Source organism: Micrococcus sp. (assembly GCF_030523875.1).
GTDB lineage: Bacteria > Actinomycetota > Actinomycetes > Actinomycetales > Micrococcaceae > Micrococcus.
In genome coordinates, this window is the sequence record NZ_JAUNHR010000024.1 from 1 (window position 1) to 19,521 (window position 19,521).

Consider the following 19,521-nt stretch of genomic DNA (forward strand, 5'->3'; position numbering starts at 1 on the left):
TCGGCGTCCGTCGCGCCGGCGCCGACGGCATGCCGGCGATCGCGGGCTCGGTCGGGCGCCGCTCCAGCCCCCGCTGCCCGCACCCCGCGCCGAGCGACCCGCGCGCCGAGCCGGGGAAGGAGCGGTTCAGGTCCCGGCGGTCCGGGAGGTAGCGGTCGCCGGCCTGCACGCCGAGCACGTTGACGATCGGCACCGCCAGCAGGGTGCCGTGCAGCGCGGTGGGGTCCAGCCGTTCGAGGACGCGGCGGATCACCTCGATCCCCACCACCTCGTCCCCGTGGATCGCGGCGGAGACCCACACGGTGGGGCCGGGGTGGCGTCCGTGCAGCACGTGCACGGGCAGGGAGACCTCGGCGCCGGTCACCAGGCGGGAGATCGGCAGGGACACCTCACGACGCCGGCCGGGGCGCACCTCGGCGTCGCCCAGACGGAAGGACTCGCGGCGGGGGGTGCGGCGGGGCGCGGGGCCGGGGCCGCTCACGCCCGTCCCCGGTTCCGGCGTCGCACGCCGCGGGGCGGCTCCCCGCCGAGATAGGAGGCGGCGGGGTCCACGAGGAAGCCCTGGGCCAGGGCGGTGCGGCCCACGAGCATGCGGAAGCCCATCTCGTCCCGGTCGGTGAGGGTGACCTCGGCGTCCACGGTGCGCCCGGCCAGGCGCAGCGGCATGAGCACCACGAACCGGTCCTGCACCTCGCCGTTGGAGGAGCGGACGGTGCGCACGTCCTCGACCGGCAGGTCCACGGTGCGGGCGTCCGCGGTGGAGCCCTGCCAGGGGTGGACCTCGAAGCGCACCCGGTCCTCGCCGTGGGGGCCGGTGTGCCGCTCGATCCGGAAGGCGTGCAGGGCGGAGGTGCGCGCGCCGGTGTCGATCTTGGCCTTGATCCACGGGGTCAGCGCGTCCGGCAGTCCGGCCCACTCGCGCCAGCCGACGACGACGGGCGGCCCGGCGGGGCCCTCGGCCCCCCCAGGGACCGTGGGGAGATCTGCCTCCGCGGGCTCGCGCGTGTGGTTGGATTCCGTCACGTGACCCATCTTCGCAGGAACCCCGCATGAAGCTCGCGATCCTCTCCCGCTCCCTGCGCGCCTACTCCACGCAGCGTCTCAAGACCGCCGCCCAGGACCGCGGCCACCAGGTGAAGGTCCTGGACACCCTGCGGTTCGGCATCGACCTCAGCTCCCAGGAGCCGGACCTGATGTTCCGCGGCCGCCCGCTGTCCACGTACGACGCGGTGCTCCCGCGCATCGGCAACTCGGTGACGTACTTCGGCACCGCCGTGGTCCGCCAGTTCGAGCAGATGGACGTCTACACGCCCAACACGGCCGCCGGCATCATGAACTCCCGGGACAAGCTGCGCGCCAGCCAGATCCTCTCCCGCCATGGCATCGACCAGCCGGCCACCGTGTTCGTGCGCAACCGCGGCGAGGTCTCCACGGCCATCGACATGGTGGGCGGCGCCCCCGTGGTCATCAAGCTGCTCGAGGGCACCCAGGGCATCGGCGTGATCCTGGCCCCCACCAAGAAGGTGGCCGAGGCCATCATCGAGACCCTGCACGGCACCAACCAGCAGGTGCTCATCCAGCGCTTCGTGGAGGAGTCCAAGGGCAAGGACGTCCGCGCCCTGGTGGTGGGGGACCGCGTGGTGGCCGCCATGCGCCGCCGCGCGCAGGGGGACGAGTTCCGCTCCAACGTGCACCGCGGCGGCACCGTGGAGGAGGTCCACCTCTCCGACGAGTACGCCGAGACCGCCGTCCGGGCCGCCCGGATCATGGGCCTGCACGTGGCCGGCGTCGACATGCTGGAGGGCGAGGACGGCCCGCTGGTCATGGAGGTCAACTCCTCCCCGGGCCTGGAGGGCATCGAGCGCGCCACCGGCCTGGACGTGGCCGGGGCGATCGTGGACTACATCGCGGACCAGGCCGGCTTCCCGGACATCGACGTGCGCCAGCGCCTGGCCGTGTCCACGGGCTACGGCGTGGCGGAGATCGCGGTGTTCGCCGGCTCGGACATGGTGGGCCAGTCCATCGAGGACTCGGGCCTGCTGGCCAAGGACCTGCAGGTGCTCACGCTGCACCGCGGCGCCTCCGTGTTCCCCAACCCTGCGGACGGCAAGGTCCTCGAGGAGGGCGACCGCCTGCTCTGCTTCGGCAAGCTGGAGAACATGCGCTCGCTCATCCCGGCCCGCTCCAAGCGCCCCAAGCGGGTGCGCAGGCTGCCCAAGGACGCCCTGCCCGAGCCCGCCGCCGAGGTGGCCTCCGCGGACCCGGCCGGCGACGAGGCCGTGGACTCCGGCTCCCGCGACTGACCCGGCCCGCGCCTCACCCCCGACGACGACGCCGCCCCCGCCTTCTCCTGGAAGGCGGGGGCGGCGTCGTCGTGGCGCGGGGGCTCAGCCCCCGGCCGGCGTCAGCTCTTCGGGAAGTGCTGGCGCTCGATGTCCTTCAGCGTGCCGACCGGCAACTCGGACAGGCGGTCCAGGACGACCTGCTTGGCCTGGTCCGGGGTGCGCTGCGGCTTGGGGTCCACGTGGCCCTCCGGGGCGGAGGCGTCCTTCTTGCCGTGGCCCTTGGGGACGGTCATCACGATGGAGATGATGGCCAGCAGCACGAACACCAGGGAGACGCCCAGGGCGACCATGCCGGCGACGCGGATCATGGCGTTGTCCGTGCGGCCCCCCATCTGGATGACGTTGCCGACCACGTTGGTGCTGGCGGTCATGAGCGCGGTGAACACGGCCAGGGAGACCGCGGCGCCGATCGCGCCGCCGAGCGAGGACGCCATCTTGTAGACGCCCGCGCCGGAGCCGGCCTGGTCGGCGGGCAGGTTGGAGAGGGCGGCGTCCGTGGACGGGGTGGCGTAGAACGCCAGGCCCACGCCGAACAGCGAGTAGGCGACGATCGCGAGGATCACGTACTGGCCGATCAGCAGGTGCGTGGCCATGAGCATCAGGGCGGCGACGCCCACGATCGCGGAGCCCCAGATCATCGGCTTGCGCGGGCCGAAGCGCTGCAGCAGCTTCTCGCCGACGCGGATGAAGCCGATGATGAAGATGCCGTAGCCGAGGGTGAGCAGGCCGGCGTCGAACGCCGAGTACGGGGTGCCGTCCGCGCGCTGGCCCGCGAGCTGGATGAGCTGCTGGGACACGATCAGCATGCCGATGGTGCCGTTGAGCAGGAAGTTCGAGATCGTCGCACCGGTGAAGGTGGTGTTCTTGAACAGGGCGAAGTCGATGAACGGGTGCGCCTGGCGGCGCTCCACCACCACGAAGGCGGCCAGCAGGGCCAGGCCCGCGACGCCCAGGATGATCACGGTGGGGCTGGTCCAGCCCATGCCGCCGCCGAACAGCAGCACGATCATCAGCGCGAGGGTGGCGGCGATGAACAGCACCAGGCCGAGGATGTCGAACTTGGCGCGCTCGCCGCTGACCGCGACCTTCGACTCCGGGGTGCCCTTGATCATGAAGAACGCGAGCACGGAGATGATGATCGAGGCGATGAAGATGCCGCGCCAGCCGACGAACTGGACCACGGTGCCGCCGAAGATCGCGGCCAGGCCGGAGCCGCCCCACGAGCCGATGGACCACATCGATACGGCGCGCTGGCGCTCCTTGCCGTCCCAGTAGGTCTTCACGAGGGCCATGGACGCGGGCATGATGCACGCGGCCGAGAAGCCCTGGATCGCGCGGCCCACGATGAGCAGCGGCAGGGCCGCGGGGCCCGAGGCGAAGATCAGCAGGGCGGAGCCGACGATGCCGGCCAGGATGCCGATCTGGGTGATCTTCACGCGGCCCACGCGGTCGGCCAGGCCGCCCATGAGCACGATGAACAGGCCGGAGAACAGGGCCGTGATGGACACGGCCAGGTTCATGGCGGACGCGTTGACGTACTCGCCGCCGGCGTTGATGTCCTGCATGATCGCGGGGGCCACGGTGCCGGCCGTGCCGGCGAACAGCCAGAACGTGACCACGGCGAGCACGATGCCCCACAGGAGCTTCTCGGTGCCCTGGTACCCGGTGGGGTTCGAGGGGGTGGCGGCGGGCGCGCCCGTGGGGGCGGCGCCGGCCGGCGGGGTCCCGCCGGCGTTCGCGGCGGGGGAGGCGGAGGATGACATGGGGCGGCTCACTTCTGGGCGAGGAAGGCCATGACGGCGGCGACGGCGGCGGTGGTGCCGGTCGTCATGGTCGGCTGGATGGCGGGGGCGAACTGGGGGTTGTGGTTGGGGACCGCGTCCTGGTCGGCGGTGAAGCCGCCGAAGCCCCAGTAGCAGTACGGGGTGCCGAAGGCGTCCGGGACCACGGAGAAGTCCTCGGAGGCGGTCAGCGGGGACATCGGGACCACGTTGTCCTCGCCGAGGGCCTCGACGAGGGCGTCCTTGACCGTGGCGGCGACGTCGGCGTCGTTGTTGGTCAGCGGGTAGCGGTCCGTGTACTCGAACTCGGGCTCGCGGGGCGAGCGGGCGGCCTCGCACTCGGCGCGCACGATGCGCTCCACGGCGGCGACCAGGGTGTCCCGGATCTCCTCCGAGTAGGCGCGGAAGTTGATCCGCAGCACGGCGCTGTCCGGGATGATGTTGGCCTTCGAGCCGGCCTGCAGGGAGCCCACGGTGACCACGCCGAAGTCGGACGGGGCGATCTCGCGGGCCACGATGGTCTGCAGACGCGTGACGATGGCGGAGGACAGGACCACCGGGTCCACGCCGAGGTGCGGCATGGAGCCGTGCGAGCCCTTGCCGTACACCGTGATCTTCACGGACACGGCGGTGGAGAGGGCGGCGCCGTCGGTGACGGTGACCTTGCCGGCCTCCGGGTTGGCGAGGACATGCTGGGAGAGGGCCACGTCCGGCGTCGGGAGCTTCTCCACGAGGCCGGCGTCCACCATGGACTGCGCGCCCTCGGCGGTCTCCTCGCCGGGCTGGAAGAGGGCCAGGTAGGTGCCGGACCAGGCGTCCGTGTTCTCCGCCATGGACTTCGCGGCGCCGAGCGCGGTGGTGACGTGCATGTCATGGCCGCACGCGTGCATCACGGGGACGACGTTGCCGTCCCGGTCCTCCTGGGTGGCGGTGGACGCGTAGTCCAGGCCGGTCTCCTCCTTGACGGGGAGGGCGTCGAAGTCCGCGCGGAAGAGGACGGTCTTGCCCTCGCCGTTCTCCAGGACGCCGACGACGCCGCCGCCGAGCTCGTGGACGGTGTAGCCGTACTCCTCGAGGCGCTTCGCGATCTCCTTGCGGGTCTCGGACTCCTGCATGGAGAGCTCGGGATGGGCGTGCAGGTGCTTGTACAGCTCCTCCTGCCACGAGGCCGACTCGGGCAGGGTCTTCAGGATCTCGGAAACGGTGCTCACGGGGCGTCCTCTCGACCGGGGCCCGGCCGGGTCCGGCCGGGAGGACGGCGAGGGCACCCGCGGGCTGGTTCCGCGCCTGTCACGCGCGGCGGACGCGGCCCGAGGAACGACCTGCTGTCCTGCTCCCAGCGTAGTACCGGGGGTTCCCGGAATCCCTTGAGTTGTACCGTCTGGGCAGGATTCAACGGTGTGAGCTTCACGTCATCTCACCCGGTGAGAATCGGCTTGGGTGCGCGGGCTGGACCGTGCGCCGCCAATGTGCCGTCAGCGGGCGGTATGCGGGGCGAACGCGCCGATCCCGGTCAGGTGCCGGCCGAGGGTGAGCTGGTGCACCTCGTCCGTGCCCTCGTAGGTGCGCACCGACTCGAGGTTGTTGGCGTGGCGCAGCGGCGAGTGCTCGAGGGTGACGCCGTTGCCGCCGAGCATCTCCCGGGCGTCCCGGGCGATCCCGATGGCCACGCGGCAGTTGTCCAGCTTGCCGGCGGAGATCATGGCCGGGGTCAGGGTCCCGACGTCCTTGGCCCGGCCGATCTGATGGGCCAGCAGGTAGCCGCGGTTGATCGCCACCGCCATGTCGGCGAGCTTGGCCTGGGTGAGCTGGTACGAGGCCAGAGGCGCGCCGAACTGGGTGCGCTCCCTGGTGTAGTCCAGGACGGCGTCGAACGAGTCCCGCGCGGCGCCCATGGTGCCCCACACGATCCCGTAGCGGGCCTCGTTGAGGCACTGGAACGGGCCCTTGAGGCCGACGGCCGAGTCCGCCGGGAGGATCGCGCTCGCGGGCAGCCGGACGTCCTGCAGGTGCAGCTCCGTCTGGATCGAGGCGCGCATCGAGAGCTTGCCCGTGATGGCCTCGGCGGTGAAGCCGGGGGTGTCCGTGGGCACCACGAAGCCGCGCACGCCGCGGCCGTCCCCGATCTCGCCGGTCTGGGCCCAGACGATCGCCACGTCGGCGATGGTCCCCAGCCCGATCCACCGCTTGGTGCCGTTCAGCACCCAGTCCCCGCCCGGCTCCTGCCGGGCCGTGGTGGTCATGGACGCCGGGTCGGAGCCGGCGCCGGGCTCGGTGAGGCCGAAGCAGCCCACGGCCTCGCCCGCCGTCATCCGCGGCAGCCAGAGCTCCTTCTGCTCCTCGGAGCCGTGCTTGTGGATCGCGCCCATGGCCAGCGAGCCCTGCACGGAGACGAACGTGCGCAGGCCGGAATCGCCGGCCTCGAGCTCCTGCGCGGCCAGCCCGTACTCCACCGCGGAGCGGCCGGGGCAGCCGTAGCCGGCGTAGGGCATGCCCAGCACGCCGAGACGGCCCAGCTCCGGGACGATCTCCCGCGGGAACACCGCGTCCTCGTACCAGGAGGCGATGTTCGGGCGGATGTGCTCGTCCACGAAGGCGCGGACGGCCAGCGCGGTGGTCTTCTCCTGCTCGGAGAACAGCGAGTCCAGGCCGACGACGTCGACGCGGCCGAGGAAGGAGTCGGACTCGGCGTGGAAGGGGGTGGGTGTGGTGGCGGTCACCCCGCCGACGATGCCATACCGGCGGTGGCGCGGGGGAGAGGTGCGCGGGGCGGTGACGTGACGATGGCGGGGCAGTGAACGCCTGGGGGCCGGGGTGCGTCAACTCTGCCGTCCCCAGATGCGGGGGAGTTCTCCACAGAAGTTGTCCACACCTGTGGGGAATGTGGACAGCGGTGTGGACAGATCGGCCTGTCGGAGCCGTTTCGAGCGGGAGTCCCCCCGGTGTGAGGTCTGGAGCGAGAGTGGCGGCGGGGTGGAAAAGTTCTTCTCCACAGTTCTCCACACCACAAAACCCCAGGTCGCAGGCGGATTCGGGAGGATCGACCTCCGTTCTCCCCAGCGCTGTCCCCAGACTGCGCACGCGACACGCCGAGTACTCCACACGTTGTCCACAAGAGCTGTGGGAAACGCGGTTGCCCGGGTTCCGGGCCGGGCGTAGTGTCCCGTGGTATCCCCAACGCGAGGGCGGGTATTGGCCGCAGGTGACCACTGTTCAGGCGCGCATCCGTCCAGACCGTCGCCCGGGGACCGCCGCGCCCCCACCTGCATGGGGGCGGGCGGCCGGGCGGGGATCTTTTCTTTGTCGAGGTAGAGGCGAGCCGGCGGTGCCGGCCGAGGGCCGGCGTCGTGAGGGGCGCGGCCGTGGAAGGGAGTCCCCGCAGTTGACTGAAGGCTACGGAGACTCGGGCTCCTACGATTCCGGCTCGTACGACTCCGGCCGTGGGGCCGAGCGCTTCCTGCCGCCCCAGGACCTGGAGGCGGAGCGCTCGGTGCTGGGCGGCATGATGCTCTCCAAGGACGCGATCGCGGACGTGGTGGAGCTGCTGCGTGGGCACGACTTCTACCGGCCCAGCCACGAGATGATCTACGAGGCGATCATCGACCTCTACGGCCGCGGCGAGCCCGCCGACGCCGTCACCGTGGCGGACCTGCTGAACAAGCGCCAGGAGCTCTCCCGCGTGGGCGGGCCGGCCGTGCTGCACGAGCTCATCCAGACCGTCCCCACCGCCGCCAACGCGAGCTTCTACGCGGAGATCGTGGCGGAGAAGGCCGTGCTGCGGCGTCTGGTGACCGCCGGCACCAAGATCACCCAGCTCGGGTACGCCGGGGACGGCGAGGTCGAGGAGATCGTCAACGAGGCGCAGTCCGAGATCTACAAGGTGGCGGAGAACCGCCAGTCCGAGGACTACGTGCGCCTCGCGGAGATCATGGAGCACGCGGTCGACGAGATCGAGGCCGCCGGCAATCAGGGCGAGGGCCTGACCGGTGTGCCCACGGACTTCTACGACTTCGACGAGCTGACGCAGGGCCTGCACGGCGGGCAGATGATCGTGATCGCGGCGCGACCGGCCGTCGGCAAGTCCACGCTGGCGCTGGACTTCGCGCGCGCCGCGGCGATCCACCACAACATGGCGACGGTGTTCTTCAGCCTCGAGATGGGCAAGAACGAGATCGCCATGAGGCTGCTGAGCGCGGAGGCGACGATCGCCCTGCAGGACCTGCGCAAGGGCACCATCCGGGACGACCAGTGGTCCAAGATCGCGGCGACGGTGGGGCGGCTGAACGAGGCCCCGTTCTTCATCGACGACTCGCCCAACATGACCATGATGGAGATCCGCGCCAAGTGCCGGCGGCTCAAGCAGAAGAACAACCTCAAGATGGTGGTGCTCGACTACCTGCAGCTCATGAGCTCCGGCAAGAAGGTGGAGAGCCGCCAGCAGGAGGTCGCCGAGTTCTCCCGTGCGCTCAAGCTGCTGGCCAAGGAGCTGGAGGTGCCGGTGATCGCCTTGAGTCAGTTGAACCGTGGATCCGAGCAGAGGACGGACAAGCGGCCGCAGGTGAGCGACCTGCGTGAGTCCGGGTCCATCGAGCAGGACGCGGACATGGTGATCCTGCTGCACCGCGAGGACGTGTATGACAAGGAGTCGCCGCGGGCCGGCGAGGCGGACCTGATCGTGGCGAAGCATAGGAATGGTCCGACGAAGACCATTGTGGTGGGGTTCCAGGGGCACTACAGTCGCTTCAGCAACCTCGCACAGGATGGCGGGGGAAGTAGTGGATTCTAGTTGTCAACTCGAAAGTTGTGTTACCCCGATGGCTTCGATAACTCCAACTCCCACTACCCATGTCGTCCTTGACCTGTTGACATGGAAAATGGCCGGAACTCTGGAGCTAAGTCCGAAGTTTCAGCGGAGGCCCGTGTGGACAAGTTCCGCAAAGAGCTACTTCATTGATTCGATTCTTAGAGGGTTCCCAGTTCCCCCGATTCACATCCGTCTTTACAGGAGTAGAGGCGGCGCCATGCGGGAAATTATCGACGGCCAGCAGCGCCTTCGCGCAGTATTTGACTACATTGAAGATAAATTCTCGCTAAGTAGCACGGTGTCTTCGGACTGGTCTGGAAAAAGATTCTCAGACCTAAGCGAAGATGAACAAGAGCGCATTCAAATGTACAAGTTTCACGCTTTTCAGTATGACTTGATCTCAGATGCGCAGGTGTTGGAGATCTTCTCCCGCATGAACACGTATTCTGTGCGCCTATCTTCCCAGGAGCTTCGCCACGGCCGCTACTTTGGCGAATTCAAGTCAACTATTGACACTATTGCCCGCGACCACCTTGAATTTTGGCGCAGATTCAGAATCTTCTCCGAGAATTCTATCGCCAGAATGCAGGAAGTTGAATTTACGGCGGAACTGGCCATCATGATGATGGATGGATTTCAGGATAAGAAAAAATCAATTGACGCCTTTTATGGCCACTTGGATGCATCATGGGGCGGGGCGCCAGTCATGTGGGAGCAGCGGAAGGGACGCCCTGTCCCCTATGAATATATCTCCGGCGACGAGGTGGCTGCCAGGATAGATCGAGTCCTTGGCCTAATCGATGAGACGCTCGGAGATATCATCGTGGATTCGCCGTTCAAGCGGGTCCCGCTCTTTTATACATTGTTTAGCGTACTCTATCACCGCCTCTATGGAGTCCCGCAAGTACCTGAGACTCTTGGAATCGGTTCCCCAGCGCGCGATCTTGAGTCCCACGATATTACGAGCCTTAGAGACGGGGTAGCCTCTTCTGCTGAGGCGCTCCACAACGGTGGAGATGGACATGGCCTCTCATGGCGGGAGTCCGAATTTGTGCGAGCCTCTTCGCGGCAGACGGACAATCTTGGCCCGAGGCTGGAACGCTTCCACTATCTTTGGTCGGAGTCCAAGCTCGGGAAAATTTGATGGCGATCTCAGCTGAACCTGCTGCCAAAAAGTTCCAAAGAGATTGCCAGGACACCCTTGATTGGTTGGCTGCGACAGAAGGGCTGTGGTTGACGGCTGCTCCCACAACTGAAGTCAGGCGGTCGCTCAAGAAGCCGCAGATGGAGGCTCTCTACGAATCGGCATACCTGAGGGTATTTGCCGCATGGGAGAATTTTCAGGAAGACTTGACGGTGAGATTCATGTCAGGCGCTGTCTCGCAAAATTACACGCCGATTCCGGCCCAGGGGAAGAGTCTGCATCGCACCATGAAGAGTGCGCGGACGGATCTATATAATGGACGAGACTACCTCCTTTGGCATAATCCGCAGAAGTCTCTGGCGCAGATTAGGGGGCATATCCAGAACTCGTCCATCGAGTCGATCATAGTCGGAAGTCAGGCTAGACTTGAAAGCTATGCGGCAATCCGACATTCTGTTGCACATGGTTCAGAGGACTCGAAGAGGAAGTTGGCGGCCGCGGTCTTGTCACTTGCCGGAACTTCGTCAACCACTAGCGCGGGAAAATTTCTTCGGTCCGAAGACAACTCGAACCCCCTGAATAATCGTAAGTGGATTCTTGCTATTACGCAGGATTTGATGTCTTTGTCAAATGCATATTGAGAGCCGACTCTCGTCTGGAGCCCTCTTCAATAAGTTCTTTCTGTCAGTATCGGACGTTACGAGCGGCCCCCGCGATAGGGCCCCGAGTCCCCACGGAGAGGCAGGCGTCATGGGTCGGATTCGAGAGCGGTTCCCGGAGAGAGGCGCGCCATGGAGCGAGGCGGCCGCCGTCGTCGTCACGGCAGCTACCGCGAAGGCCACCCAATGATCGAGGGCCTCCTGCTCCTCCTCCTCTGCCAGCTCGTGGGCACGCTCATCTCCAGCACGCTCCACCTGCCGATCCCCGGGGCGGTGCTCGGGATGCTCCTGCTGCTCGGCCTGCTCGCGTGGCGTCGGCCGGCCGAGGACGCGCCCGTCGTCGCCACCGGCCACCGGCTGCTGGAGCACCTGCCGCTGCTGTTCATCCCGGCGGGCGTCGGCGTCGTCGCGGTGCTGGGCCTCATCCAGGACCACTGGGCCCTAATGCTGGTGGGCTTAGTGCTGCCCTGGCTGCTGGGGCTGGTGGTGACGGCCGGCGTCGCCGCCCCACTCGCCCGCCGCAGCGCCGGGCAGGGGGAGGCCCAGTGAACGCCGCCGACCTCACCGCCTCCCTCGCCGGCGCGTGGGACGCGCTCCTGCACACCCCGCTGTTCGGCATCACGCTGACCCTCACCGCGTACGTGCTGGCCCGCCGCCTGTACCGGGCCGCCGGGCAGAACTCGCTGCTCACGCCGGTGCTCGTGGCGATCGTGCTCGTGGCCGCGCTCCTCGGCCTCACCGGCATCGACTACGAGTCGTACATGGCCGGCGGCGACTACCTCGCGTTCCTGCTCGGCCCCGCCACCGTGGCTCTCGCCATCCCCCTGTACCGGGCCGTGATGGGGTGAGGGGCTGAGAGCCATCGCCTAGCCTCGAGGCCATGGGATCACGACGGGCAGAGCGAGGGAGTGGCGCGCAGCTGCAGGCCGAGGCGGGGTTGGGAGAGCTGAGGGTCGCCTGGTGCGTCGACGTGGACGAGCCACTGGCGCGGGCGGTGCGCCGCTCCGTGTGGCGCGCGTACCGTCCGGAACTGCTTCGGCACGGTGTCAGGTGGCCCCGGGAGATGGTGGAGCTCGTCGTCGCGGGGATGCGCCACCGGGCAGCGTGGATCGCCCTCGCCGCGTTCATAGCCCTGTCTCTGGTGCTCGGAGCCGTGGTCGCCCTGCTCGCCCGGTCGCTCACGCCGGTGTGGGTGGGCCTTCTCATCGCTATCGGCCTCCTCTTTCTGCTGACGCTGGTCCTCGTCGTCGGCCTGCCCGCCGTCCGGGTCGGCGGGGGCTGGCGCAGGTCCCGGGCCAGCATGCGCGAACAGGTCGTGCCCGGGCAGGTGCGCGTGGAGGTGCAGGACCGGGCACTGGTGGCGACGGACGTGCAGGGCATCTCCTCCGTGGTATCCGGGGTCCGCGGGCTGCGCAGGCTCCCGGGGCACGCAGTGCTGTCTGGGGAGGGCGGCGCCGTGGTCGCCGTGCCCCTGCCCCCGGGAGAGGATGGCTCGGCACTGGCGCACCTCGTGGGTGGGCCGATCGCCGTCCCCGAGCCACTGCCCGGGCCGGCCACGACCTGGACGGTCGACTGGTTCCGCCAGCAGGAGGCCGCCGTCGCCCTCGCCGACCGGGCAGACCTGCTCCGCCCCTACCGGTGGATGCAGGAGACGTTGGAGGCGCACGACGCCCAGCCGCTCAGTCCCCTGCAGCTGCGATACGATCGCGATGCGCGGCGACTGGAGGCGCCCGGGCTCTCCCTCCCGCTCAGCGTGGTCGAGACGCTGACGGTGTGCGCCGACGTCGTTCTCCTCCGGTACGCGCGGGGTCAGGACCTCCTCACGTCTCTCCGCGGGATCCCGGAGGACCAGTTCGCCGCACTGACGGCGGACCTCGGCCCCGCGCGGGTGGAAGTCGTCCCCGTGCCGAGCGCGGACTAGGGTCTCCTACGCGCGAGTCCGGGCAGCATCCGCCCGGCTGCGGCCGTCTGCGCCTCTAGCGACCTAGAGGGGCGATTCGGGGAGATGGTCTCGGTCAGTAGTCCTCGGAGGCGGTCTCCTCGTCCAGGATGTCCTCGTCCTCAGTGGCCACGCCGCCGAGCGCCTCGGGCAGGGGAAGCCCGTACTTCTCACTGAGGAAGCGGGTCTGGCAATAGCGTTGAGCGTCGGCCGCGACAGCCCCGAGGACTGCTGAGTTGGTTCCGGCACCGATGACGACACCGATATAGGGCAGACCTTTAGCGACATTCCCCACGCTCGCCTTGGGGGCGTTTGCCCCGGCGTTCTCCATGAGCTTCTTCAAGGCGGCGAGGAGCTTCTGGTCGTTGAGGAGCTTCTCGCTCCAATTGACTCTTCCCTTCGCCGCAGCGGCTGCATTGGCCACCTGGTGCATGGGGGCCGATTTGCCCGCCTGCGCGAGGAAGGAACGGTTCACCAGTCGGCGGATGAATTCCGCTTCCGCCGGATCTTTCGCGTCGAAGCCGTACGAGTAGGCGATACGCGAAGCAATGGCTGTGCTCAGCACCTGGATGACGAGGAAGTCCGCAGTGAGGGATGCCGGCAGGCCGGCCACCGGCACAAGGGCAAGCGCGCCCATGCCACCGCCCTCGAGGGCGCCGAACGACCGCCACTTGAGGGTGTTGCGCGTCAGCAGGCGGTCGCACGCCTTGAGGTCGTGAGCGCGCAGCTCGGAGATCTCGTTGATCTCGAGGCCCTTCTTGTTGGCGATTTTCACGACGGTGTTCGGGTCGTTCAGCTCGGCGGACCAGTCATTCACCAGATCAAGCAAGGAGACGACCGCCTTGACGGTAGGTCCGAGCACCTTGTCGCCGAGGACCTCTCCGGCCTTCTCGGCTCGGTCGCGGACGGCGTCGGGCACCCGCTTGCCCACCGCGCCGGCGGCCCGTGCCGCCACCCCGGAGGCCTTCTCTCCGGCGTCGTTGAGCCAGTTGGGGAGGCCGCGCCGGTTGGCGCGCCCCTCCCAGTGAGCCAGGAGGCGGGCCCACACCTCGGCCTCATACGCACTCATCTGCCCGGGAACGGCGGTGTCCTTGATCATGGACTGATCGTAGTGGCGGCTTAAAGCAGGGGGTCAGTACCCCTTTGCCGTCATCCACGCCAGCACGTCGAAGACCCGAAGGGCAGAGACCTCATCTCCCAAGCCGGCGGCCTCCCGGTAGGCGAGCAGGCGCTGCCACACAGCCCGTCCCTCTGCGGCCAGCTCTTCATGGAGAAGCTGCCGGCCGATGTGGGTGTCCGTGCGCGTCTGCCGGAACACCGCGTCCAGAAGTACCGAGTCGACGATGGCAAACAGGTTCGGGCGCTTCCGCGCGAGCAACTTCGATGCGATTGTCGGGCCGACGTCCGGAAGGGTCTTCAACGCCTCGTACAGCGCGAAGACCGGCTTCATATCTCCGCCCTGCGGATCCGGGTCCACCTCGATGAAGTCACGGTCGGGGCCGGCCGCCTGCAACAGCTCGGTGAACTCGTCCCGCCGGGTCAGGAGCAGCTGCTCCACCGCAGACCCGTCCAAGGGCGTGTTGAGAAGCGCAGTGGAGGCGACGTCATCACCCGTGAACCTGTCCGCATCAGCGGTACGCGTGCCGCTGGGGTCGAAGGCGTCCCACCGCCCGCCGATGAACTCGCCGCTGCCGTAGTAGCGAGTGAGGAGTCGAGTGGCCTCGGGGAAGTCTTCGCCGGCGATCACCGGGGGCAGATGCAGGGCGGGCGTGGGCATGGGGGCTCCAGACGGGAGAGGGACGTGGGCGCTCGGTCCTCATCCTGGCGGACCGACCCTTCCCACGAAAGGTCCGGCTCCTGTGGCCGGCCCCGACCCGCCTGTCTCGGTAGCAGCTGGTCGTGGCGGATGGAGGCCGCTTGAACCGCCGGGCTGCTGGAAGGACGGCCCGGGATGAACTTTCGGGCATGGGTGTGCCCCTCGACTGGACGTCGCATTCGTTCTGGAGCCGTCACCGGCGTGCCCGGCTCGGACGCCCCGACTTCACGGCGCTGTGACCTCCCCGATGGGCGTCCCCGCCTCCCGCCACAGCGGGGTGACCCAGTCGGGATACTCGGCCCACGCGTCGGTGTCCTCCAGCGAGCGCCAGGCGTTCAGGCGGTTGGGGACGGCGAGCATCATCGCCAGGTCCAGCAGCTCCCCCAGCTGGTCGAGCTCGAGGCCGCCGTCCGCGAAGCCCTCCAGGTAGGCCCTCCGCACCGGGGCCATCGCCTCCGGGCCGAACACGTTCCGCAGGGGCACGAGCATCGCCCGCAGGCTGGCGAAGGGATGGCTCCACAGGGCGTCGCCCCAGTCGCTGACCAGCACGCGGCCGCCACGGAGGAAGGCATTCCCCGCGTGGGCGTCGTTGTGGTCGAGCCCCAGGGACAGGTCCGCGCCGCCCGCGGCCTCCCAGCGCCCCACCAACCCGGACAGTGCCGACGTCGCCCGCCGCATGTCCTCGGTGCCGCAGTGCGCCAGGTGGTCGGCGGGCAGAGCGCGGAAGGGGGCCGACTCCCGCTCGAACGTCTCCACGGCGCGCGTCGGATCGAACTCGTCCAGGCCTAGCCCTCGGACGTCGTCCGCGGTGACCGCCCGCAGGATGCGCGCCAGCGCCCGGGCGAGGTCCGCGTAGTGCCGCGCCCCGAGAGCGGGACACGGCTGCCCCTGCGCGTCCCGGGTGAGCGCGGCCAGGGCGGGGCCGGCGTCGGCGGTCAGTTGCCAGCCGCGGTCGGCGTCCCCGGCGACGAGCGGGAGCACGGCCTCCGGGGCGAGCGCCTCGAGCCGCGCCCGCAGCGGCACCTCCCGGCGCAGGCGCGGGTGCGGGGCCTTGAACCAGTGGCCGCCGTCCCCGCCGACCCGCCAGATGTCACCCCACGCGCGCTCCCGGACCACCTCCACCGCCAGGGTCTCCGCTGGCTCGCCCAGGGCGTCGGCGATCCACGCGCGCGCCGCGAGGCCGTCCTCGGGGGAGAGGACGCCGGCGCCGGTGGAGGGGGAGGAGGTCATGGGGGCACAGTAGCGAGGGCCGACCGACGGGAACGCGCAGGCCCCGTCGGCATCGATGGCTACCCTGACCCATGTCCACGACCTTCGACCACCTGCGCTCCGACGACGGCGAGCACGTCGGCTACATCGAGATGGTCGGTGACCTCTTCGTGCCGCACGACCTCCTGCACCGCCGCCGCGGGGAGCCCATGGAGCTGGAGGAGGCCGAGGCCGTCCTGGACGCGGTCGGCCTGCGGGCGCTCGCGGAGGACTGGCTGCTCGACCCGGCCGACGGCGTCGGCGAGCCGGTGCGCGTGCGCATCCAGGAGGTCACGCGCACGCAGGTGGCCGTCGCGCCCACGGTGGACGGTGCCGTCGGGACGGTGGCCAAGAGCATCGACCCCGCCGCCAGCGTCACCCTGGCCTTGCCCACGGGGCGGCTGCGCCCGGCGTCGTGAGGGGCGGTCGGCCGGTAACCGTGCGCACGGTGCCGCGTGCGCAACGATCCCGGCAGATCGTTACGTCAGCGGTCCCGCTGCGCACGGATCGGCACCCGGCTCAAGCCGGGGCGATCTCAGGCCGTGTAACCCGTCTTCCGAACCACGCGCGCCAGCACCCCGGCCACGATCGTGTCCGCCGGGACGTCCTTGGTGACGACGGCCCCGGCGGAGACCACCGCGCCGTCGCCGATGCTCACCCCCGGCAGCACGGTCACGTTCGTGCCGAACCAGACCTTGCGGCCGATCGTGGTTGAGCTCCGCGGTGGTCGCCAGCGCCTCCTGAACCGCCCCGTGCATGAACCGGTGCGCCGGCGACCCGGCCACCACCGTCTCCCCGCGCACCATCAGCCCCCGGAACTCCTCCAGCCCGACGATGCCGCCCGCTGACACCGCCCTCCGCACCCTCCCGCCGGTCGCACTAGCCTGGCGGGAGACCGTCCGTCCTGACGAGAGGACCTCACATGAGCACCGAGACCACCATCCCCGCCACCATGAAGGCCGTCGTCATGCGCGCCCCGGGCGACGTCGTCGTGGAGACCGTGGAGACCCCGCGCGTCGTGAAGCCCACGGACGTGGTCCTCAAGCTGGCCGCCGCGTGCGTGTGCGTCTCGGACCTGTGGCCCTACCGCGGCCACAACGAGGTGGACCACCGTCGGATGGGCCACGAGTACGTCGGAACGATCGTGGAGAAGGGCGCGGAGGTCGCCACCCTCGAGCTGGGCGACTTCGTGGTCGGCTCGTTCATGCTCTCGGAGAACACGTGCGAGATCTGCCAGGCCGGCTACCAGTCCCGCTGCGCCAACGCCGGCGAGTACACGGGCAGCCAGGCGCAGTACATGCGCGTCGAGCTCGCGGACGGCTCGCTCATGAAGGTGCCCGGCGGCGAGCCCTCCGACCCGGACCGGCTGGCCGACTACCTGGCCGCCTCCGACGTGCTCGGCACCGGCTGGTACGCCGCCGTCGCCGCGCAGACCCGCGCCCTGCTAGACCTCGCCTTCACCGGCCTGGGCGTGCGCCGCGTGGAGGCCCACGCCTTCGCGGACAACGCGCCCAGCCTGCGCGTCATGGCCAAGGTGGCGCTGCGCCACGAGGTCATGTTCAAGGAGGAGCCGCTGCATCTCACCCGCGGGTGGATCGACGGCGTCACCTACGCGATGCTCGCCTCCGAGTACCGCGCGCAGAGCTGAGCCGTCTCCTCATGAGCCGGTCCGAGAGCGGTGGGCCAGTTCGCCTCCGATAGGATCAGATGGTCCTGTCCGGTGTCGGCTCGCCCCCAATGGAGACACCGCCCGTCGATGCCGCTGGCTCATTGAAGTTCGCGGGTGCATCCGTTGATTCGGAATCAACGTCCCAGTCGCGAACGACGGACTTGCCCATGGCGCTCTCAATGAGGTCCACGAGTCGACGGCGACGATCCTGGAAGTAGCCGTCGAAGTCCCCTGCCCGGAGAAACGCCGGGTCAATCGCATGGGTCGCAATCTGCGCGTCCACCTGTTCCGCACTGAGGCCCTTCGCATCCAGGCGGTCGATGTAGACGGCGGGTGAGTCGCCCCGCAGGCGGATGTTTGTCTTCTTCGCCAGAGGAGTCTTGTTGATGATGCTCTCGCGTCGCCAATACTCGATCGCGTTGTCCTCGCACCACTTCTTGGGGAAGACATGATGGATGTCAACCTGCAGCTCGTCATACGACTGGAAGTCAAGCTTCTGATCCAACATCCAGTCCTTCACGGGGGTCTGCTGCGCCATGATCAGCGCGTAGACGCCCTTGTAGGCGGCGGACTGCCGTGAGCGCAGAGAACCGAGACGTGACTCCGCGAAGCTGGCGCGGATGATGGCCTCCGGAGTGGTAGAGCTCTTGTCCAGAGACCAATCTGGCAACTGCTCCGCGTCCTTGGCCAGCTGGGTCGTGATCGTAGACCCGTAGAGCTCGCCCAGAACTCCGCACCAGAACCATTGGTTCAAGCGCGCGCGCACCGCGTGCTCTTCAGCTCGCTCGCCCAGCAGGGTGGTGACGATCATCAACGAAACGACCTGCGAGCTGTACGGGATGCCCCGACTCTCGTGGATGTGGAGATCGCGGAGATGCCTGGCCACCCTAGGCAAGGCATCCCGCAGCTGAGGAGCCCAGGTCCGGTAGTCGTCCAGACTCATGCTGAGGATGTCTTCACGGCGGGCGCTGGTCTGGGGCACCTGCTTGCCCGTCTTGCCGGCGGCCAGGGCTGTGCGGCGCTTGGACAGGGTGATCAGCACGGAGACAGCCATGAGGAAGTCTGTGCTCCTCATTTCTTTGAGCACCGGGTACTTGTGGAGCACCTCCTCGGTGCGCGCCCAGTCCTCAGCCAGACGGAAGTCCTCGCCCGTCTCCTTGAAGTAGGCGCCGTCGCCCGCGAAAGTGGCCGTGAGGAGCTCGAAGACGTCGAGGCGCAGACCGCCCGTGTTCACCTTCTCGAAGACGGTGGCGACAGCGTCCTTGGAGATGTCCTTGTCGAGTTCGATGGCGGGCACCTTGTACGTCTGCACGGACTGGGCCACGGTCGAGAGGAACTGCTGGGTGACGGCCATCCGCTCCGGGGCGCCCTGCTGGTAGCCCATCATCCACGCGAAGCAGCGGGCACTGTCGAAGAGGACCGTGGCAGGCATGAGTCCCGCCGCGTGCTGCTTCTCCTCCGTCGTCACATCCAGCACGACGTCTCGGCCGATGTTCCCCGTGACGATGCCCGAGTCCGGCAGAGACACGACGGCATCCTCCTGTTCCCGGACATCGCCCAGTGCCTTGACCACGTCCACGAAGTATCGGCGCCTCAGCTTGTGATGGCGCGCGTCTTCCGTGTCCACCACGCCATCCCCCGTGAGGGCCTGCACCATCGACGTGGTGCGCTGCTGACCGTCCAGAAGAAGGAGTTCGGGCTCCTTCAGGCCCTCGTGGCCGATACCGGTGATGGGGCGCGGCTTGAAGCGGACATTATGACCTCCGGTCTTGAGGGTCATGATGACGCCCATGGGGTGCCCGCGGAGGATCGTGACCAGCAGGGACCGGATGCGCTCGTCGTCCCACCGATAAGGCCGCTGGAAGTCGGGAAGCTGAAGCTCGCCGCACTGAGCCCTGTTCAGCAGTTCGACGATCGTGTACTGGGGGGTCTGGAAGGTCGACACGGGATTCCATTCCGTCGAGGTCTCGAACCACGGGCGTATCGCGTGGGACGCGCCCTCCGGGAGCCGGGTTCATCCACCATGGCGCCCACGTGGTGAGTCTGAGCCTACTGAAAGCCGTCAGCGACCCCAGCGCTGTCGGCGCTCCCCGTGGCGTCGCCGATCGCGCCGTCG

General features: G+C 68.6%; 19 protein-coding genes. 9 read left to right on the forward strand and 10 right to left on the reverse strand.

Annotation, left to right across the window (positions count from 1 at the left end; genetic code table 11):
• The coding region (locus Q4D18_RS04855; protein WP_303126300.1) for a succinylglutamate desuccinylase/aspartoacylase family protein at positions 1 to 427 on the reverse strand (427 nt) is incomplete at its 3' end.
• Positions 428 to 477: 50 nt separating this feature from the next.
• On the reverse strand, positions 478 to 1,023 hold the full coding sequence (locus tag Q4D18_RS04860; protein WP_303126262.1) for a RimK/LysX family protein: 546 nt from the start codon (positions 1,021 to 1,023) through the stop codon (positions 478 to 480).
• Positions 1,024 to 1,049: 26 nt separating this feature from the next.
• Between Q4D18_RS04860 and rimK the strand changes: the two genes are divergently transcribed.
• Complete coding sequence (gene rimK / locus Q4D18_RS04865; protein WP_303126264.1) at positions 1,050 to 2,303, forward strand: 30S ribosomal protein S6--L-glutamate ligase; 1,254 nt, start codon at positions 1,050 to 1,052, stop codon at positions 2,301 to 2,303.
• A 101-nt stretch (positions 2,304 to 2,404) separates the two neighbouring features.
• Here the strand turns inward: rimK and Q4D18_RS04870 are convergent, their stop codons facing one another.
• From Q4D18_RS04870 to Q4D18_RS04880, 3 genes are all read right to left on the reverse strand, one after another.
• Complete coding sequence (locus Q4D18_RS04870) at positions 2,405 to 4,108, reverse strand: MFS transporter (RefSeq protein WP_303126265.1); 1,704 nt, start codon at positions 4,106 to 4,108, stop codon at positions 2,405 to 2,407.
• Between the two features lie 8 nt (positions 4,109 to 4,116).
• On the reverse strand, positions 4,117 to 5,337 hold the full coding sequence (locus Q4D18_RS04875) for an amidohydrolase (RefSeq protein ID WP_303126267.1): 1,221 nt from the start codon (positions 5,335 to 5,337) through the stop codon (positions 4,117 to 4,119).
• 264 nt (positions 5,338 to 5,601) lie between these two features.
• On the reverse strand, positions 5,602 to 6,846 hold the full coding sequence (locus tag Q4D18_RS04880; RefSeq protein ID WP_303126268.1) for an acyl-CoA dehydrogenase family protein: 1,245 nt from the start codon (positions 6,844 to 6,846) through the stop codon (positions 5,602 to 5,604).
• A gap of 737 nt (positions 6,847 to 7,583) precedes the next feature.
• Between Q4D18_RS04880 and dnaB the strand changes: the two genes are divergently transcribed.
• From dnaB to Q4D18_RS04910, 6 genes are all read left to right on the forward strand, one after another.
• Positions 7,584 to 8,912 (forward strand): replicative DNA helicase, encoded by a 1,329-nt coding sequence (gene dnaB, locus Q4D18_RS04885; protein WP_303126301.1) that lies wholly within the window; start codon positions 7,584 to 7,586, stop codon positions 8,910 to 8,912.
• Positions 8,913 to 9,000: 88 nt separating this feature from the next.
• Positions 9,001 to 10,074: a DUF262 domain-containing protein gene (locus Q4D18_RS04890; protein WP_303126303.1), complete on the forward strand. Its 1,074-nt coding sequence runs from the start codon at positions 9,001 to 9,003 to the stop codon at positions 10,072 to 10,074.
• Complete coding sequence (locus Q4D18_RS04895) at positions 10,074 to 10,715, forward strand: hypothetical protein (protein ID WP_303126269.1); 642 nt, start codon at positions 10,074 to 10,076, stop codon at positions 10,713 to 10,715. Before Q4D18_RS04890 ends, Q4D18_RS04895 begins: the two co-directional genes overlap by 1 nt.
• A gap of 204 nt (positions 10,716 to 10,919) precedes the next feature.
• Positions 10,920 to 11,282, forward strand: coding sequence for a CidA/LrgA family protein (locus Q4D18_RS04900; protein ID WP_303126271.1), 363 nt, complete (start codon positions 10,920 to 10,922; stop codon positions 11,280 to 11,282).
• On the forward strand, positions 11,279 to 11,581 hold the full coding sequence (locus Q4D18_RS04905; protein ID WP_303126272.1) for an LrgB family protein: 303 nt from the start codon (positions 11,279 to 11,281) through the stop codon (positions 11,579 to 11,581). Before Q4D18_RS04900 ends, Q4D18_RS04905 begins: the two co-directional genes overlap by 4 nt.
• A gap of 215 nt (positions 11,582 to 11,796) precedes the next feature.
• Complete coding sequence (locus Q4D18_RS04910) at positions 11,797 to 12,654, forward strand: hypothetical protein (protein WP_303126273.1); 858 nt, start codon at positions 11,797 to 11,799, stop codon at positions 12,652 to 12,654.
• Positions 12,655 to 12,748: 94 nt separating this feature from the next.
• Here Q4D18_RS04910 and Q4D18_RS04915 read toward each other — a convergent pair whose 3' ends face one another.
• The 3 genes from Q4D18_RS04915 to Q4D18_RS04925 form a co-directional block, all read right to left on the reverse strand.
• Positions 12,749 to 13,771 (reverse strand): EcsC family protein, encoded by a 1,023-nt coding sequence (locus Q4D18_RS04915; RefSeq protein ID WP_303126275.1) that lies wholly within the window; start codon positions 13,769 to 13,771, stop codon positions 12,749 to 12,751.
• A gap of 33 nt (positions 13,772 to 13,804) precedes the next feature.
• A complete protein-coding gene (locus tag Q4D18_RS04920) occupies positions 13,805 to 14,449 on the reverse strand; it encodes a DUF6308 family protein (RefSeq protein WP_303126276.1) in 645 nt (214 codons plus the stop codon).
• Positions 14,450 to 14,713: 264 nt separating this feature from the next.
• On the reverse strand, positions 14,714 to 15,718 hold the full coding sequence (locus tag Q4D18_RS04925) for a hypothetical protein (protein WP_303126277.1): 1,005 nt from the start codon (positions 15,716 to 15,718) through the stop codon (positions 14,714 to 14,716).
• Between the two features lie 71 nt (positions 15,719 to 15,789).
• Here Q4D18_RS04925 and Q4D18_RS04930 point away from each other — a divergent pair, with 71 nt between their 5' ends.
• Positions 15,790 to 16,155 carry a serine/threonine protein phosphatase gene (locus Q4D18_RS04930; RefSeq protein WP_303126278.1) on the forward strand — a complete coding sequence of 122 codons (366 nt, stop codon included), beginning with the start codon at positions 15,790 to 15,792 and terminating at the stop codon, positions 16,153 to 16,155.
• 116 nt (positions 16,156 to 16,271) lie between these two features.
• Here the strand turns inward: Q4D18_RS04930 and Q4D18_RS04935 are convergent, their stop codons facing one another.
• Positions 16,272 to 16,412, reverse strand: a complete 141-nt coding sequence (locus Q4D18_RS04935) for a hypothetical protein (protein ID WP_368389630.1) — start codon at positions 16,410 to 16,412, stop codon at positions 16,272 to 16,274.
• 246 nt (positions 16,413 to 16,658) lie between these two features.
• Here Q4D18_RS04935 and Q4D18_RS04940 point away from each other — a divergent pair, with 246 nt between their 5' ends.
• Positions 16,659 to 17,384 carry an alcohol dehydrogenase catalytic domain-containing protein gene (locus Q4D18_RS04940; RefSeq protein ID WP_303126280.1) on the forward strand — a complete coding sequence of 242 codons (726 nt, stop codon included), beginning with the start codon at positions 16,659 to 16,661 and terminating at the stop codon, positions 17,382 to 17,384.
• A 55-nt stretch (positions 17,385 to 17,439) separates the two neighbouring features.
• On the opposite strand, the gene Q4D18_RS04945 is transcribed toward Q4D18_RS04940, so the two are convergent.
• Positions 17,440 to 19,350: a DUF262 domain-containing protein gene (locus Q4D18_RS04945; protein ID WP_303126281.1), complete on the reverse strand. Its 1,911-nt coding sequence runs from the start codon at positions 19,348 to 19,350 to the stop codon at positions 17,440 to 17,442.
• Positions 19,351 to 19,521: the final 171 nt, after the last annotated feature.

Bases quoted from the DNA above. Each gene is read 5' to 3' on its own strand.
- Q4D18_RS04920 (WP_303126276.1), bottom strand. From the start codon at position 14,449: ATGCCCACGCCCGCCCTGCATCTGCCCCCGGTGATCGCCGGCGAAGAC.
- Q4D18_RS04870 (WP_303126265.1), bottom strand. From the start codon at position 4,108: ATGTCATCCTCCGCCTCCCCCGCCGCGAACGCCGGCGGGACCCCGCCG.
- rimK (WP_303126264.1), top strand. From the start codon at position 1,050: ATGAAGCTCGCGATCCTCTCCCGCTCCCTGCGCGCCTACTCCACGCAG.
- Q4D18_RS04890 (WP_303126303.1), top strand. From the start codon at position 9,001: ATGGCCGGAACTCTGGAGCTAAGTCCGAAGTTTCAGCGGAGGCCCGTG.
- Q4D18_RS04940 (WP_303126280.1), top strand. From the start codon at position 16,659: ATGAGCACCGAGACCACCATCCCCGCCACCATGAAGGCCGTCGTCATG.
- Q4D18_RS04900 (WP_303126271.1), top strand. From the start codon at position 10,920: ATGATCGAGGGCCTCCTGCTCCTCCTCCTCTGCCAGCTCGTGGGCACG.
- Q4D18_RS04925 (WP_303126277.1), bottom strand. From the start codon at position 15,718: ATGACCTCCTCCCCCTCCACCGGCGCCGGCGTCCTCTCCCCCGAGGAC.
- Q4D18_RS04930 (WP_303126278.1), top strand. From the start codon at position 15,790: ATGTCCACGACCTTCGACCACCTGCGCTCCGACGACGGCGAGCACGTC.
- Q4D18_RS04915 (WP_303126275.1), bottom strand. From the start codon at position 13,771: ATGATCAAGGACACCGCCGTTCCCGGGCAGATGAGTGCGTATGAGGCC.
- Q4D18_RS04910 (WP_303126273.1), top strand. From the start codon at position 11,797: ATGGTGGAGCTCGTCGTCGCGGGGATGCGCCACCGGGCAGCGTGGATC.
- Q4D18_RS04895 (WP_303126269.1), top strand. From the start codon at position 10,074: ATGGCGATCTCAGCTGAACCTGCTGCCAAAAAGTTCCAAAGAGATTGC.